Source organism: Halobaculum sp. MBLA0147 (assembly GCF_041361345.1).
Taxonomy (GTDB): Archaea; Halobacteriota; Halobacteria; order Halobacteriales; family Haloferacaceae; genus JAHENP01.
Genome location: NZ_JBGKAD010000004.1, coordinates 42,324 through 58,321, shown reverse-complemented (window position 1 = coordinate 58,321; position 15,998 = coordinate 42,324). Strand labels below are relative to the sequence as shown.

The 15,998-nt window shown below is 58.2% G+C and carries 18 protein-coding genes and 1 pseudogene; all 19 read right to left on the bottom strand.

Annotated features, from left to right (window positions below):
* Window positions 1–247: 247 nt before the first annotated feature.
* Window positions 248–1,084, bottom strand: coding sequence for a hypothetical protein (locus RYH80_RS18190; RefSeq protein ID WP_370905514.1), 837 nt, complete (start codon window positions 1,082–1,084; stop codon window positions 248–250).
* Window positions 1,081–1,536 carry a hypothetical protein gene (locus tag RYH80_RS18185; protein WP_370905513.1) on the bottom strand — a complete coding sequence of 152 codons (456 nt, stop codon included), beginning with the start codon at window positions 1,534–1,536 and terminating at the stop codon, window positions 1,081–1,083. The genes RYH80_RS18190 and RYH80_RS18185 overlap by 4 nt, the downstream gene beginning before the upstream one ends.
* 28 nt (window positions 1,537–1,564) lie before the next feature.
* The gene (locus RYH80_RS18180; RefSeq protein ID WP_370905512.1) at window positions 1,565–2,320 is read right to left on the bottom strand and encodes a hypothetical protein; all 756 of its coding nucleotides are present in this window, start codon (window positions 2,318–2,320) and stop codon (window positions 1,565–1,567) included.
* Window positions 2,321–2,374: 54 nt separating this feature from the next.
* Window positions 2,375–2,521 carry a hypothetical protein gene (locus RYH80_RS18175; protein WP_370905511.1) on the bottom strand — a complete coding sequence of 49 codons (147 nt, stop codon included), beginning with the start codon at window positions 2,519–2,521 and terminating at the stop codon, window positions 2,375–2,377.
* Window positions 2,522–2,590: 69 nt separating this feature from the next.
* Window positions 2,591–3,241, bottom strand: coding sequence for a hypothetical protein (locus tag RYH80_RS18170; protein WP_370905510.1), 651 nt, complete (start codon window positions 3,239–3,241; stop codon window positions 2,591–2,593).
* 180 nt (window positions 3,242–3,421) lie between these two features.
* Window positions 3,422–4,072, bottom strand: a complete 651-nt coding sequence (locus RYH80_RS18165; protein ID WP_370905509.1) for a hypothetical protein — start codon at window positions 4,070–4,072, stop codon at window positions 3,422–3,424.
* On the bottom strand, window positions 4,069–4,854 hold the full coding sequence (locus RYH80_RS18160; protein WP_370905508.1) for a hypothetical protein: 786 nt from the start codon (window positions 4,852–4,854) through the stop codon (window positions 4,069–4,071). Before RYH80_RS18160 ends, RYH80_RS18165 begins: the two co-directional genes overlap by 4 nt.
* A gap of 35 nt (window positions 4,855–4,889) precedes the next feature.
* Window positions 4,890–5,132 (bottom strand): hypothetical protein, encoded by a 243-nt coding sequence (locus RYH80_RS18155; protein ID WP_370905507.1) that lies wholly within the window; start codon window positions 5,130–5,132, stop codon window positions 4,890–4,892.
* Window positions 5,133–5,180: 48 nt separating this feature from the next.
* Window positions 5,181–6,824 (bottom strand): hypothetical protein, encoded by a 1,644-nt coding sequence (locus RYH80_RS18150; RefSeq protein WP_370905506.1) that lies wholly within the window; start codon window positions 6,822–6,824, stop codon window positions 5,181–5,183.
* Window positions 6,825–7,011: 187 nt separating this feature from the next.
* Window positions 7,012–7,395, bottom strand: coding sequence for a hypothetical protein (locus RYH80_RS18145; RefSeq protein WP_370905505.1), 384 nt, complete (start codon window positions 7,393–7,395; stop codon window positions 7,012–7,014).
* A gap of 226 nt (window positions 7,396–7,621) precedes the next feature.
* The gene (locus tag RYH80_RS18140) at window positions 7,622–8,005 is read right to left on the bottom strand and encodes a hypothetical protein (protein WP_370905504.1); all 384 of its coding nucleotides are present in this window, start codon (window positions 8,003–8,005) and stop codon (window positions 7,622–7,624) included.
* Between the two features lie 2 nt (window positions 8,006–8,007).
* On the bottom strand, window positions 8,008–8,643 hold the full coding sequence (locus RYH80_RS18135; RefSeq protein WP_370905503.1) for a hypothetical protein: 636 nt from the start codon (window positions 8,641–8,643) through the stop codon (window positions 8,008–8,010).
* 52 nt (window positions 8,644–8,695) lie between these two features.
* On the bottom strand, window positions 8,696–9,022 hold the full coding sequence (locus RYH80_RS18130; protein ID WP_370905502.1) for a hypothetical protein: 327 nt from the start codon (window positions 9,020–9,022) through the stop codon (window positions 8,696–8,698).
* 19 nt (window positions 9,023–9,041) lie between these two features.
* Entirely contained in the window at window positions 9,042–10,268 is a 1,227-nt protein-coding gene (locus RYH80_RS18125; protein WP_370905501.1) for a hypothetical protein, read from the bottom strand.
* Window positions 10,261–11,034, bottom strand: coding sequence for a profilin-fold protein (locus tag RYH80_RS18120; RefSeq protein WP_370905500.1), 774 nt, complete (start codon window positions 11,032–11,034; stop codon window positions 10,261–10,263). Before RYH80_RS18120 ends, RYH80_RS18125 begins: the two co-directional genes overlap by 8 nt.
* 80 nt (window positions 11,035–11,114) lie before the next feature.
* Window positions 11,115–11,633, bottom strand: a complete 519-nt coding sequence (locus RYH80_RS18115) for a hypothetical protein (protein WP_370905499.1) — start codon at window positions 11,631–11,633, stop codon at window positions 11,115–11,117.
* 472 nt (window positions 11,634–12,105) lie between these two features.
* Complete coding sequence (locus RYH80_RS18110) at window positions 12,106–13,764, bottom strand: hypothetical protein (RefSeq protein WP_370905645.1); 1,659 nt, start codon at window positions 13,762–13,764, stop codon at window positions 12,106–12,108.
* Window positions 13,765–13,797: 33 nt separating this feature from the next.
* Window positions 13,798–14,031, bottom strand: a pseudogene (locus RYH80_RS18105) (hypothetical protein); the annotation flags it as partial.
* Between the two features lie 194 nt (window positions 14,032–14,225).
* Window positions 14,226–15,953 (bottom strand): DNA-methyltransferase, encoded by a 1,728-nt coding sequence (locus RYH80_RS18100; protein ID WP_370905498.1) that lies wholly within the window; start codon window positions 15,951–15,953, stop codon window positions 14,226–14,228.
* Between the last annotated feature and the right edge of the window lie 45 nt (window positions 15,954–15,998).

The following is a 15,998-nucleotide window of genomic DNA, read 5'->3' as shown; positions in this document are numbered from 1 at the left end:
CCGACGCCGCCACGGCCACAGAAGAAGTCGGCAACCTGTGGTCGCCACTTCTCTGTCCACGTTTGTGGCCAGTGCGACCTGTCGAACCGGGGCGAGGTCCGAATCTGCGTCATGAAACCCCCGCTGAAGAATCGAACTTCAGACTAGCGCCAGCTTCGAGGGTCAACCGCCTGGGACCGCTGTTACTTTGTGTGGGCGTGATTGGGTACGTAGGAGATACCCGGTTTGGGGGAGTTACCGGTATCGGTCAGGCGGTAGCCGATGTGCTGGTTGCCGTCGCGAGGAGTGGGAGAACAGCCATTTGTGAGACGATGCCGGCTGGCCCTTGAGTGCGTGCGATCGTCGGGCCGTCCGGAGACCCGATAGCAGCGTCGGGGTTGAACGCCTCACTAGACAGGGCTGTCGGTAGGAGCTGTTCTTCGTGTTCCTCGAACCTGTCAAGAAGAATCCCCATCTGCGGGAGTGAGCCGGCTTCACCGGTACACCGGAGTGTTGGGTTGTCCGTGACAGGTGCATACTTCTCGTCACCCCGTCGATACTCGAGGATGTGCTGGTAGACGGCGTAGAAGTCATCAACAGCGACATCGTCTCTGAAAGCGAGTGTTCCGAGTTCGAGGATGGTTTCTTCGATCTCTCCGTCACTGGGGGCGACCGAACCGTGGACCGATAGGACCTCACCGTACCGGGTGGTGAGTTCAGCGTGGGCGTTGGTGAGGTACTGTGAGTCCCCTTCTCGTGCGTCCGCGAGTGCTTCGTAGCAGGTGACAGTCAGCACTTGAGTAGCGAGTCTGTCAGTGAGATCATCCAGCGATTGCGGTGCTGTGATCTCATCGAATTCGTGGAGATTGTACTTCCCCGGCGTGAAGTCGCTGAACACAGCCACAGCGAACAGCCGCTGGGCGTGGTTCCACTTGTTGATGGAGCGGTCGTCCACGACTCGGTGTGCTTTCTCGATCAGGTCAGGACTCTTGTTTGCCTGCTTGACGTCGTCCATCGCCTTTTTGGTGGTCGTGATGAACTGGTGGCACTCGCTGAGGAAGGCGTCGTCACTGATCTTGTCGGTAGTGGTCGTGTTGAGTGTCATCGTCGGAAGTAGGCCCCGGCTCGGCTGTCGGTCAGTACGTATCCGGTTGCGGATTCGAAGTAGCGGACGAGTTCTCGCTCCGCTTCTCGGGGAATGGGCCCGTCCTCGGCGTGGATGTCAACGCCTGTGATTCGGAGCGGTTGGTCCGCGGTGGTCGCGAAGCATCCACTGATCGTGACGGTGAGGTCTGCATCGTCGTAGTCCCGCTTGATGTCGAGCGCGAAGTTGCGGATGACCAGTGGTGAGAAGGTGTCCAGTGCTGGGGTCTCTCCAGGAATGATGCCTTGTTCGATTAGTGAGTCGAGTGCGACGGCGTTCGCGCCTTTGCTCTCTGGTTGGCCGAACTGGAGTTCGGGCCGTTCGAGGAGTTCGTTTTTCCAGTCGTCGCCAAGAAGGATCTGTGCGATTTCTCTGCCGTGCTCGCTGAGGAGGTCGGTTTCGTGTTGTGGCATGTGAGTGTGTGGCCGGTGAGTCACTGATTCAGGCGCTACTTTGATCGGAATCTTCCTCGGTTGCGGAGGTCTGAGGTGCCTGCAGTGCGTTGCCGAGTGGTAGCTCGTCCTGGTGGTGGGGGAACGTGAGCAGTTCCCCGCGACCGCCGTCGGCGTCACTGCCGACGAGCGTGCGGTCGAACTCTGAGTCGCTGAGGACCTCTGCAACGTGGACATCCTCCGTCACCCCGACCAGTGTTTCTCCGACGGTGGAGCGTCGATGGGAGGCGATACGCGATGCGGTGCCGGGCCGATGAGGCCCTGCGCGACTCCACATCGACAGGCCGTCGCTTGCACCGAGTTCGGTGTAGTCGATGTCGCCGGCCGGAGTGATCCTCACCTGCGTGGTGAGCATCGGGTTGTGGCCGTCCAGACCGGACACGGACTGGATCTTGATGTCGCTCTGGAGGTGTTCGGCCAGCGTTGTTGCGAAGTCTTCGAGCTGGGCATCGTCGTCTCTGTCTTCAGGCCCCTCGTCGGTTCGGATCGGATCGAACACGTCTGGGGCAGCGAAGTACAGTTCTGGCCGGTCACCGTCGGTGATGAGAACGGCTGCATCGGCCAAGTTGAAGCCAGATGCAGTCAGTTCCCAGGTTTTGAGCTTGTTGAACAGCGTGTCGTGAGTACCATCCGTGACCGTTGCGACACTGCTGCGAAATTGCTTGACGTCCTGTACATCGAACGGCAGGTCAGTCTTGTCGGGCATGTAGTGGTGGGGCTGTAGTGTGGGTGGGCGTTTGCCCACGTCGTCCAGTGGTTCTACTGTTCGAGAACAGCGGACATCGTGGGGTGTTGTGGTCTACTCAGTGAGTGCCGAGGCCCCGTGGAACGTGATGGTTCCATCGACTTCGTTGATGGTCACTCCATCAATGGGGGCGTCGTCGGTGAGCTCGTAGTACCGTCCGTTGTTGTCGTGACCGGTGAAGTCGATCGGGTGCGTGCTCATTTCTGTGTACCTCCACCCACCTCTGTGCGTACAAATACTGGTTTCAGAGGGTGTCTGCCGGTGGTGTGGTCACGAAGTGTTGTCCGGCTGTAAGTCTTGTTCGAACGTTACCTCAACCGTCTCGTACTCGTACTCTTCGCCGTCGAAGATGGAGGTTTTCGTTACTTGGGAGGCTCCGAGGACAGTCGTGGTGTCGTAGTGGGCGTCGGTACAGGCCATAGCAGCGAGGAGATGTCGCTTGACGAGCAGTTCTCTCGTAGGGGTTTGGTCAGCGATGTTGACGAGCGCGCCGCCTAGCGACTGTTGAAGTGCCATCGATGGATTGTCTTCGGGGGTCTCCTCAAGGACCTCGTCGGCGCTGTAGCGGTCTGCTAGCCGTTCGACCGTTGGAGCGATGAGATCGTTGAGCTCTCCAAGGGGGTTGTAGTTGCCGGGGGCTGGCTTCTCGATCCCGTGTTGTTCCAGTGAACGTGACTCGTCACCTTCGAGTTCCCGGTCAACTATCTGGAGGGCAGCGAGTAGATGCTTGTACAGATACCACTGCGCGTTATCGTCGAAAATGTCGGTGCCGGTGACCTTCAGGATCTGGAGGACGTGATGTTGCAGTTCGTGGAGGTCAGTCTCGAAGTCGTCAGGTCGTACTTGATCAGTGCTGTACTCGTGGGCCAGTACGTTGACGGTTTGTTTGTCGCCGGTCTTGAGGTTCTGGATGATGTCCATGTTGGGAAGTGGGTTAGGTATCGGAGTTCAGTTCGCCAGTGTGGAGACTGGGAATCGACTCTGGCAGGGCCTGTGGTGTCGGTTGAAGTGGAGCTGAGGGTACACCTCAATCGATTCTGCGGGTACAAACACCTCGCTCACGACGTTCCTGTCCAGGGGGAAAGAGCGGTATGGAACGGATCAGGAGGTTCTCCCGCAGATACTGCAGACGTAACACTGTGGGGCGTCTCCCCAGTGCTGGATGGAGTGGCTGCAGAGTGAGTGGACCGCTTGAGCGATCCGCTCCCCTCGGAAGTCACAGTCACGCGTTCGGCAGATGTGGGTGAGGCCTGCATCTTCACAGTCGCCTGTCGGGTACACACGGTCACATTGCTTTCCGCAGCTCGGACAGGAGATGGTCACGCGCTCGTCGGTTGCTGGATCGTTGATCTCTTCGAAGTCCGACGGGGCCGGCGATGTTGGCGTCGGTAGGGACTCTCTCGTCGGATCGTAGCCGTTTGAGATAGCACTGGGTGCAGCAACCTTGCAGTTCGCCCGATCGCGACGGACACGCGGACCGTCGCCGACGACGAAGTCTAGGTCATGCACAGCAACCTGCCGTTGTGATCCGGTGAGGTGGTCCCAGGCGTCGGCATCTGGACGGAAGGTGAACCACGCTGCCAGTGTGCCACTGAGCCGGTCTGAGCGGATGCTCGTACACTCAGCACGAAGACGTCGATCAACGTTCGTTGGCTTCACCCAGTAGGCCTCGCCGACGGTGACCTCAGTGCCGAGATCTGTTGTGTACGTTTCTCTGGGTTCAGGATCAACGCCGGGTGCGTACTCGGTCACTCGAGATCACCCGTCACTGGAGTTGGCAGGTCACAGTCTGCGAGTTCGGCAGCGGCTCTGACGAGTGCCTGTCGAACCCCTTCCGGCGTAACGGGATCGTCTGCGGTGAGGGAGTTGGAGCGATGGCACTTGGTACTGATCTGGCTGATGACATCGCTTCCGTCCAGTGGATGGCGGAACAGCGCGTGCATCACTTTGGGCGTCTGGAGGAAGTCGGGACGGACGAGTGGGGCCGTAGCGTTACCGGTGGACACCTCGTTATCGGTGAAGGTTGCCACTTCGTTGATGGCCTCGATCCAGTCACCGTAGTCAGTTCGGAGGCGAGGATTGGCCTCAGATGGGTCGTGGTCGTATGTCGTGAGAGCGTCTCGAAGCGCCCATACAGCAGCGTCGAGTCCGGCACATGGATTGCGGTCCTCGGTGATGGTGACGCTGTCTACGCCGACCACGGGGCTGTCGCGAGCCGCCTCTGGCGTCTGCCCCTGTGCGAGTGCGACGTACCTGTCTTCGTCGATCGCCCCATCATTCTGGGTGTAGTCGCTGTCGAGTTCGAGAAAGCCGCGGTACGCCGTCGTCTCGATGTCGTACAGATGGTGTGATGCGCGACCGTCTGTCGGGCTACCGAGGACGTACGGGCCTGTCCCGTTGATCGTGAGAACGGTCTCCCAACTGGAGCAGGTGGCCACCCGGTCTGCGAGAGGTTCCGACGTGGGAGCTGAGAGGTCGGTTGCGCGTGAGGGTTGGTACTCGTCGAGGGAGGTTGAGTTGCTACCCATGTCCACTGTACTCTGCAGGTACAAACCCGATGTCACACCGGCTAGAGTGCACTCTCGACTGCGAGTGCGACTTGAAGGAGTGTGAGCCCAAGCCCGAGCCCGACAGCGGTGAGTACAGATGCAGTCACGAAGATGACCACGACGGCACCGGGGATGAGATCGAACACAGTAGCGACACCAAGAGCGAGAGAGAGGACGGTGAGGACTCCGAGTGTTGATGAAATGATCGGATACTCCGGGAACGGAGAGGAATCGGCAAACGGGGGACTACCGATGGATGGCATGTATGGGTGAGTGTCCGGGCAGGCGAACTCAAGAGCGTTGTGTTTCGCCTAGGAGTGATCAGAGAGGCACGCGCCACGGAGATGATAGCTGATCCCGTCGACGAGTCGGGAAGTGTGGACGCGGGCCGGTGTGGTGAACCCACTGCACCGCGTGTCGTGGGCAGCGCCGCACGTACTGCAGGGGGCCGATAGCGCCGGATGGACTGGAACGCCGACACCACAGCGAGGACAGCGCCAGCCGGTGTGGAACGACTGTGAGCCAGCTTGCTCTCGTGAGTGCGTGTGGATTGGTCGCGACGCGAGGCCGGGCGCTGTCGGCCCGAGGTTGTAGCCCGCTGTCGAGATTCCCCGATGGTTTGTTTTGTCGGAGGTGATGAACTGCGCTTGGCGATCGGGAGCAGCGAGGAGAGAGACCTGCTGTCGGACGTAGGGGTACCGGTGAGAGTTCATGACGGTTGCTGTTTGGCTGATCTCCGTCACGCGGCCTCCCGGGCGGATGCTATCGGCGATGTGGTCTTTGATCAGCGCGTGAACGTGGGTCTTGGTCGAATCCGTCGGGGAGTCCACCGGGACTGTTCGCTGATGAGCGCTCGCTGGCAGGTCGAGGATTGCCTGATCGAACACGCTGTCGCCGAGATAGTCGCTGAGACGCCACACCGGAAGTGTCACGCGAGCAGCGACTCCGTCAGTCGGCTGGATCTGGACAGCCGCGTAGTCTTCAGCATTGACGGTTGCCACTGTGTCCGGCGGTGAGTTGGTGCTGACTGGTGCATCTTGAGACAGCCGAACATCGATTTCGAACATGTCCGCACTGAGAGCGGCGGGCCGGACGTGTTCGAACCCGTCGAGGGTGACGAGCGCTGCCGCGTTCGTCGTCTCAGTGGCTTGTGACGTGAGATGATCGTTGACGAGCTGTGTGACTGCGTGGTTCCACTTTTGACCTCCCTCGTCCGCAAGGAGCTGGTACGTGATGTCGATGGCAGTTCCGTTGTTTCCCCCGACAGAGGGGGAGCCTCCTGTACTGGGAGGAGCGAACGGATTTGGTTCACACGATCCCGACAGCCGGCGTCGGGTGGCCGTGTCTGTCGGTGCATCGTACGTTGCCGTGACTCCGAGGTAGTCGTTTTGCGCCCCCAGCTTGTTGAACACCGCTACATCTGTCGGGGTGTAGTTCGGATGGCCAGCAGTGTGCGGTTCGTAGCCAAACTGGATCAGACGGCCGCCACTAGTCAGAACGCGAGCGAACTCGTCGTAGATGTGTCGGTCGAAGTAGTCGAATTCTGCGTCGGTCAGATCAAGGTCGTACTTCTGACGGGCTTGGTGCGGTGTGTAGGGCGGATCATAGACGATCACGTCGTAGGTGTCTGCTGGGAGTGTAGGGACGATCTCGCGGAAGTCTCCCTGGTAGTCGATTGATGGGAGGTCTTTCACATCAATCCGGTCAACTGGTGCAGCCGTACGAAGCTCAGTCGGGCCGGCACACGGATTAAGGACGCGGTCGTCCGCATCGATCTGGAGCGTGACCCAGTGGTGGAGTTGCTCAGAGCCGAACGTGGTCGCTTCCTGATCGCCGGTCCAGTACGTGACTGTTGGTGTGTCCGAAGCGACTGCCGAAGCAAGTGGGCAGTCCTTATGTGGCAGTGATGACCGTGCGGAGGCAGTCTGGTGGAGTGTCTGTCGATTCTCTGGCATCTCGCTCAACTCTGCCAGAAGAAATCCCTGCCACACTCCGTTGTGGGTTCTTCACGCTGGAGATGTACCTCGTAGGATTCTCAAAAACTTGCTGCGACTGACCGCCTCTAGGGGTTTTCAAGACCTCTGTGAGGTGGGGGAATCCAGCCTCACGTAACAATCGCTGTAGAATTGAATGACTACTGGGCTACTCTCCCCAAGCGGCTCTCACTATCTCTCTGTTGGTGATGATCCTGTACTGATCGTACAGGAAGCCGATGATTTTCAGGATCTCAACGTACGTTTTCAGCAGAGTGTAGATCCACGTTATTAATGTGATCACAGTGATGAGTGCGAAATTGCCTGTGGAACTGCGGCCTGTGACTGGTTCTACTTCAGTGGCGTAGCCCAGTGTGTCCATCAGCCACAAGAACGGCGACGTGCGAACTGACTCAACTGTGAACGCTGGGCCTCCAAGGAAGAGAATTCCGATACCGACCATGAACGTGCCGAACACTGCGGCTCTCAACATTAGGATGCTCACCACTCTCGGTATACTGGTGGTTTCACCACTGCTGAGGTTTGGCATCATACAGACGCCAATGGGTGAGCGTTCAAAAGAAGATTACGGATGGTGAGGCGACTACGAGGGATGAAGAGAGAATCAGTTTGACTTGCTGGTGGTGTTTTCTTCGTCTGTGTCGTCGTCTTCACCGTCGTCGCCGTCAGTGTTGGATGGGAGCCAGCCGACTGCAGCAGCGCGATCAGCGCTATCCCAGGTTCCCGTTGGTGTGAAGGCCCGATCGGTGGTGTTTTCGCTACTCATGTGTCTCCTGAGAGCGTGTGCGATACCGGTAGATGTCGATGCCTCGTTGGATGTGCCCAGCTGCTCGGACCCAGTGATTGATGCCGCTGCCCGCTAGGTTGTCAGGAAGAGGTGAGGTATTGATTACTGCCTCTGGGGCGTAGCGGTCGAGAACGTACGGTTCCCCGTTATACCGAATGGCATCACCCGGGATGTTTTCCGCTGGTGCCTTAACAGCGATGCGAGCGATGTGCTTCGGGGGGGAGTCGTCACGTTCGCGGGCTGCTGCGGACAGGTGGGCGATGACCTGCCAAAACCCATCGTTGAACCGGGGCTCTTCGCCGAGCGGGGCAGGCTTGATGTCCCGTGCGTCTTCGGGGATGTCGAACTCAGTCATCCTTACTCAGGGGTCTCGACATTGGTGATGCCCACGCCGGGGCCTTCGAACGTCTGTGTGCTGTCGTCGAGATATGTTACAGTGACCGTGTTCTCCGACCCGTAGTCCGTATCAACGTCTTTCACGCCAGTTTCAGTGTGCTCTTCGTCCCTGGCCGGGTCAAGAATGGTCACTTTGAGTCCAGCGTTCATCTCGAACGAAGAGTCCCTGTCTGCTAGGTCTTGCGGGGCCCTTGGAACGCCGACAGTTGTTCCAGTGTGTTCGAGGTCTTCAGTGACGACTGTGCCATCAGGCATGATACGGACCTGTCCAGCGCTCGGTCGGTGTCGAAGCTTCTCGTATACGACGGTACGGACCACGAGCGGTTCAACGAGGTACGGAGCGATGGCCTCTGCGAACTGGGGGAGATCTGGGACACATGCCTCCCCAGAATCGGGTCCCGATGGTGTGGTCGGTCGAAAGTCTGCGTACCCGAAGATACGCAACTGAGGCGGTGATTCGAGAATCTCGAAAGATGTCGTGTCAGCCGGTCCAGTTCCGAGGTCCCACTCCGCTAGGAGTGAACGGAGTTCGTCAAGGTCTGCCGATTGATCGAGTTGTGCGTCGTTCGACACGGTGGCGAGGTTGACTGTAGCCATGCCACTCAGCCCTGCGAGTACAAACTGTCAGAGGAACCAAGTGGTCTTCGGCTCAGTCATGGAGAGACTCCGTTGCGAGGTTGTTGATCACCTCGATGTCGTCGCTGTCGTACTCGTCGAACTCTGCCACAGGCTTGCCTGTGAGTCCACGTGTGACAGTCGAAACAGGTGTGGACTGGAATTCGTCTGCGTCTGGGTCGTAGGTGACGGCGGTAGCACTGTTGTCAGTCTGGGTGGCGAAAATCAACTTGTCGGTGCCGGTGACCCTGAACAGCGTGACATCGGTGAGACGACTGGCAGGGAGGTGACTGAGTGCTCGTGTGATTGGGATCGACGGTGCTGTTGCGGGCGTCTTGTCTTCTGCGTGCGTGTCTGGCATAGTGGGTGGTGTGCGGTGGTTAGGCGTTCTGGTGGCGGTCATGCAGGTCGAACGTGATACGGCCGCGAGGGACTGTGATGGTTCGGGTGTCGTGTTCGTCGTGATCGAAGGTGATCTGTGTCTTCGTCGGGACGAACACGGTATCGAGTCCGGTTCTCGGCGTGGCGAGGCGCCGTGAGGTGACGCCATTCCCGATTACCACGAGGTGGTTGTCGATCTGGCGATACATCGTCCCCGCCTCCGCAAGCTCGGATTCGACTTGAGTCCGTGCCTGCTCTCTGAATGGGTCAGTATCGACGTCGTCAGTGTGTGATTTGACTTCCTGTTTCATCAGGCGTTTCAGGATACCCTCTCGCCGGTTTGCGGTGAGGCGGTCCCAGTCGTCTTTCATCGCATCTCGGACTTCCTCTTCGGTGAAGCCGAGTTCTTCCTGGAGGTTCTTCAGTGAGTCAGTGTCAGTCGGGCGGATGCGGAGCTTGAGACGGCTGAAGCCACGATTGACCTTGATGCCATCGACGTCGCCGTACAACGACTTTGCGACGTCTGCGCGCTGATTCCGTTGTGCCTCTCGCTTGTCCTGCGTGGTGGCCGAGGAGACGTAATCGGTGATGAGCGGGTCTAGCTCATCAACTTGGATGACGATGTCTCCGACGACGTGATATCGGATGCCGTACTCAACAGACTCATCAGGGGCGAGATACGCGTCGAAGCCGAGATGGGATTGGACTCGGTCACGTGTCCACGGCTCGTCGCTCTCGAAGGAGCTGTCCCATTCAAACCGATGGACCCAGAACCGCTGATCGGGGATGTCAGTGGCTTCGCCAACGACCCAGACGGCCGTGTACCAGCCGTCATCATCTTCGTCTCCGGTGTCAGCCTTCCGCGCGGAGTACATCTTAGACTCAACGACGATCAAGTCGCTTGGAGCGGAGCTGCCGTCGATGTAGGTCACCGTCGGGGGAGTCGTTTCTGAGTCACCGCCCGGTTTGAGGGCGCGGTACCACTTGTCGATGGTTTCCTCGATGTCCTCTCCCCCGCCGAACGCTGTGATGAGCGTCGCTTCGTGGCCACGGGTGATGGCCTTGTGGAGTTCTGAGAGCCCATCAGGGATGGCGTCGGGGTCGTGGGTGGTGACACGGACATCGTCTGACGGACCTGTCCGACCGAGTTGGCTATTGAGCGCGGCACGACTGTCGAGAACCGGGCTCGTCTTTTCGAGGAACGCAGTCACTAGATCCTCAGTCATCGTCTTCTCCGGCTATCTCAGTGATCTGATCAAGGAGGTCAAGATCAGATGCAGTCTCTTCTCGGTTCTTGATGACGCGGACGGCCTTCTGAATGAACGCGGCGATGTCCTTCTGGTTGGCAACGACGGTGTCTAGTCCTGGATCGTGATCCCCGTACAGGTAGGTTCCACCTCTCCCACCATACCGGAGGTAGCTGGGGGCCCCGTTCTCGATGGAGAGCTCCCAGAGTGTCTCATCATCCCCGATCTTCAGTTTGAGCGACGGGTAGCGATCGTCGCTAATCTGTTGCCATGCTTCAGCGATGGGGGTGAGTGCGCTCTCTAGGGTATCGACGTAGTCGTCGCGAGCAGCGAGTGCGCGCTCGGAGGCCTCTTCGAGACTGGTGGTGTCGATCTCGGCGAGAGTTTCGCGCGCCGTCTCAGCCGTCTCGGCTTTGGCGGTGAGGAGGTCTTCGACGGCCGTCAAGAACTCTTCCCAGTCATCGACGGCGCGGGCAACCTTTCGAGGGTCTTCCTCAGGTCCATCACGGGACGAGATCAGGTAAATGTCGTCCTCGTCACCGGGTTCGAACCGGAGCCACTGTGGGTCCCCGGACTCGGCTTTGATGGTGTATTTTCCAGTCGGGGTCTGGACTGTCCGCGTGAAGTACTTACCGCTGTGGACAGTGGCGAGTGCTGTCGCGAGTGGGTCGGCCTGGTCGGCTACTGCTTCAAGGACGGCCTCGCGGTGTGTTTCGAGGGGGTCTGATGGTTCGGATTCTGCCATTGTGGGCTCCTGTGTGGGGTGTGTGGGTGGGCTGTATTCAGAATGCTGGCCGTGACGGGCCTGTTCCAACTACGTCAGACTCAGGCGTCCGATGTTCGTGGGATCGAGAACGTGAAGGCGCTCCCGTCTCGATCCCGCAAGTCTTCGATTTCAGCGTCAGTGACCCATGTTTCATTGACAACGGCGTTGTCACTGTCGTACACACTTACGGAGATGCCCTCATCAACGATACGTCCGTCAACAGTGTACTCTTCGCCGTCGTACAGCGGACGGGATCTGCCTTCGCGCTCAGGGTGGAGTTCGACGACGGTGTGGAGTGAGTTGTCTCGGAGGTGGACATATTCAGCGTCTCTGGCATCGAGTGTCTGGATGACCACTTGAGTGAGCCCGACTTCGCGGACGTACTCGTTGATGTCCTCTTCAGTCAGATCAGCGATGGAATCCGGAGACCGGTCTGACAATTCGGTTGCCATCTTGAGTATCATTTCCTGATCGTCTTCGGGGGCAGCTGACGCGATCTCCTGATGATCGACATCGAGGTGGTTCATGAACTCATCGGTGCGTTCGAATCTGTAGCGGTCGCCAAGGCGGACTGTCATAGTGTGTGGGTGAGTGGTGTGTGATGGTCGTCAGCCGGTGCTGTCGGCGCGGGTGGTCTGTGCTACCTTGAGTCCACTGTCCCCTGTGGGGACAAACGTACTGACGTGAGGGATAGCGGCTATCTGAGCCTATTCAGGTTCGGGATCATGGTTGAGTGTTCCAGCGATCACTGATAGAGCGATTACGGTGACTCCTGTGGTTCGCAGTCCGGTGATGATCGTAGGTGGGATGCCTATGATGGCGCCGATAGGGTCACCGGTGAGAAAGTGTGGTGAGGGGATTGTTGGGGCGACTATCAACAGTCCGATGGCGAAGCCGGCAGTAGCGATGTTCTGGAGTCGGTTACTCATTCGTCTGTGCGTGTTAACTGTACAGAGATTGTTTAGCTTGTGGTTTGACGGGAGTAGGATTCTACTGGGCGGTTACAGTGGTAGCAAGGAGAAAGCCCACCCCTTTAGGGGTGGGAGGATGTCAAGGAGACTCCCTCCAGTGTACTACCAGTGCACTCTTGAGTGCCCAAGACACAGTAGGGTACCGAAGACCAACGTCGGGTCTTTTGTCGTCTACCATCGTCTTGATCTTCCGTTCCATGAACTTCGGAGGGGTATCGAATTCCAGTGGATCAACAGCTGCTATCAGTTCGTTCGAGGTGAGGTCTTCGTCATGGGCGTACTGGATCAGGGCTCTGTTTGTTTCTAGGGTGTTTGCCCAATCTCTCCAGTCGGTTGCTGTATAGCCTGCGAACTTCTCGACAGGGGGGCTATCTCCAGACAGACTGAATACAGTGGTACAGTCGGCACGAGAGAGGTCATCACGGGGGTCACCACTCAAATCAGGAAGATCGGTGAGTGGAGCTCGCTCTGCTTTGCGACTCTGGACCTCAGTGGCAAGCTGAAGTAGCGTAGTAATGAAGCTCTCTGATAGGGTCTGGCTAAACGGGACAGCGAACATCTCGTCGACCAGTGTATCGGCGACCATACTGGCGCGAGTCCCTACGGGGAGTGGACCGCTCGGTTCATTTATCGCCCTGTCTAACTGCGGGGTGACTATCTCTGCTGTACCTTCTTCTACAGAAGTGGGGTAGAAGAGAGTCGCTTTTGGTCCTTCTGACCTACACTGGAGAAGCCCAAGCTCAACGAGGTGATTCAGCGCCTTGTTGGCGTCCCGTCTGGGGACAGAAAGCCGGGTCTCCACATGTGGGGCAGTGAGAGCGTGGGGCTCTAGATGGGCCAGTTCTAGTATCTCACGGAGCTGCGCCTGGGTTGATAGGGAAGCAGAGAGAGATGAGCCGCTGATCTGTGGGATTTCAGGAATCTGGTATGGGAGGTCTTCCTTGTCCGGGAGTGGAGGTGTGTCTCCTGTCTCTCGATGCACTGTGTACTCACACGCTGATAGAGACCACCAGTACTGAAACTCAGATGGAATACGGGCTGTCCATGATGGATTCTCTGAGAAGAACCCGTGCTCTAGAGCAAACCTTCGATAGAACTCCATGAGAGCACTGGCGTAGGCATCGGTTGGTGAGGCTTCGTGTGGGTCAACGTCTTCTTCAGTCACGTAATTCTCTTCAGGTGGACGTTCGAACTTGTTTTCAACTCTAGATGATGTGGACACCGGTGAAGGGTCTGGAGTTGATCTCGGTTCGACCTCGTTGAGGATCTTGTCTGTTGCGACAGGGCCAGGGATAGAGGGCGATTCTCCGTTTTCCAAGAACAACTCTGTTATCTGGTCTTCGGAGAGACCGAGCCAGAGCCGGATCTGTTGAAGCTGAAGTCTTGTTACTGAGGATGAGGAAGAAGTTGATAGAGCACTGAGTGGTGTGTCTCGTTCTGATGCCTGTTGTTCTAGTTGACTGGCGAGCGTCCTCACTGACACGCTAAATGGGTCTTCTACACCTGCGCGAGCAGCCAAGAGTTCTAAATCAAGACGTGACGGAAGTTCGCTCACCTTCATCTCCCAGAAATCCTCCAGTAGTGGTATCTCGGTGATGTTGTTGAGAATTACCGATGGGGGGTTGTCCGCTTCTCCGGTCAACAGATACTGCCGCTCAGATTGTGAAAGGATAGAAGTCCCCCCAATGTACTCTTGGTCAGCGTACTTCCCCGCGGGATCGTAGTACAGAGTGACCATGTGACTTAGTTTCGTTTTCGCGATCACACCTTGACTCACTAGTCGATCGAGAGCGTCTCGTGCTGTACTCTTCGCTATGTCGAGTTGCTCAGCGAGTACTGTTGATCGGATACCTTCGGGATTCTGACGGACGTACCCCAGGATACGGTTATGATCGACACTGTATGATGACGGGTCTTCTATTGAGAGAGCTGGTCTGGCTGGGAGCGATGGGTTCTCGGATCTATTCTTCTTGGTGCTGTGTCGTCTGTCAGCGTTTTGGGACATAGTGTAGTGCTTCCACTCGGAGTGTTGGCCTCTGGGGTGGTAAAGGGGGTAGTAGATGGCCTTACGCGCCGAAACGAGTAAGCGCACTGAGGAGCAAGTTGCACTGCTCAAGTGCTGGCAGCGGTTTGTCAGATGCTAGGTTGTTCGTCATGTGCTTGCAGTATCTATTGGGTGGATCACGCAGAGATCCGGTTTTAAAACTGTGTCAGGTCAAGTTGCGGCGTATGTGTGGTGAGTGTGTCGCGCGCTGAGGCGGCCGTCTCTGCGTTCAGTTCAATGCCACTCCAGTCCACCTGTTGTTTGTTTGCGGCGAGCCCTGTGGTCCCACTGCCGATGAACGGGTCGAACACCAGGCCTGGCTGCGTTCTCCACGTCTGGCAGTCACATGTCCGAGAGGTGTGAGCATGGTTCTTCAGTGGGGCGGTGAATTCACGGGCATAGCTACCGAGTGTCTCCCGTGCCGTAGCGGCCCGTTGTTCTGTCTCGGTCGCGTTTTGTCCGGCACCATCTTGGACGCGACTGCCTTGCCCGGTTGCTGAGAGGCCGACCGCACGGAGAGCGCGGAGGTCGGCGTCGCTCAAGTCTTCCTCATCAGCGATCTCGAGTGCGCGACGGGCTTGTGGGCGTGACGTGTCGAGGTCGCGGATGTCGGTCACTGCGTACTCGGGCTGCAGTGGCGCTCCACACTCACCACACACGCGGTCGGGAACGGACCACTTGATCAGTCGTTCCGGGAGTTCGACTGGGAAGACCGCGTCGTGGTCGCGGCCGGACTGGCCAGGTGTCGCGTCAAACGTGTCGTCGGTGGTGTCGGCACACTCCTTCGTGAAGTACCGCTCGGCAGGTTGTATATCACTATCCGCGATACCGATGACGGTCTCGTGCGTGTGAGATGGCCGGTTTGGAGCGGGATCGGGCATTGTTGATTCTTTCACCCACGGGCCGCTGGCGAAGATGTCGTACCCCAGTCGTGTGAGTTCGACTTGGAGCCGCTGGGGGATCGTCTTCCGAGCCCCGTTGGTGAACGTGTCGTCGATGACGAGCCACCCCATCCCCGTCGGCTTGGTGACCCGCATCAACTGCTGGATCACGGAGAGGAGTTCGGTGAGATAGTCCTCTGCTGTGTCCTCTCGGCCCAGTTGATCTCGGTGGTCGTAGTCACGCTGGTCGTAGTACGGCGGCGACGTGACCCAGGCGTCGACGCTGTTCGTTGCGATCTGTGGAAGGACATCGCGGACGTCACCGGTGATGATCTCGTTGCGAAGGTCGTCGGCTTCGTACGCCGGGGTGTCAGGGACTGGTGGATCGGGCGTTAGATCACTGCGTGTCTGGCGGTCGGACTTGGTCGTGACCGAGTCTTTACCGTCCCGCTTGTACCGATACATCTCGTTGAACGACGGCCACGTGATCCCAGTTGTCGGCGTGACGGCCTCTTCGTGGACGATGAGGGTATGCTCGCCAGTCGTCAACAGGGGGGCGTTGATCTCGAGCGAGTGGGCGTCAGAGGCGTGACCCCGGTGTGCCGAAAGATCGAGGGTGCGAAAGTCGTTGAGCCGGTTGGAGAACGTGAGAAGGAGCCCGTCTGTCTCGGCGACAGTGCCGAGCCGAACCCCATCAGGGGCTGGAAGAACCGACTGGACGAGCAACAGTTCTTTGCGGTGGTCAGCGATGTACTCGAGAACATCACCAGGCCGGACAGTGATTTCCCCGGCGTCAGGGCCCGCTGAAACACTCACTGAGTGAAGATCGCGTTGGCGCTGCGAAACCGGAACCGGCCACACGGTTTCAGCAACGAGGTCCGGTGATGGATCGCGGACGAGCTCCTGTGGGACGCCACGGTCTGGTTTTGGCTCGTACGCTGGGTGATCTGTGTCGGCCGCGGACGTGGGCCGGGCAGGATTATCGGCGGATTGATCTGGCATTACGGGTCACCCCATCATGCGAGTATAAAGGCCCTGGGCGAGAAC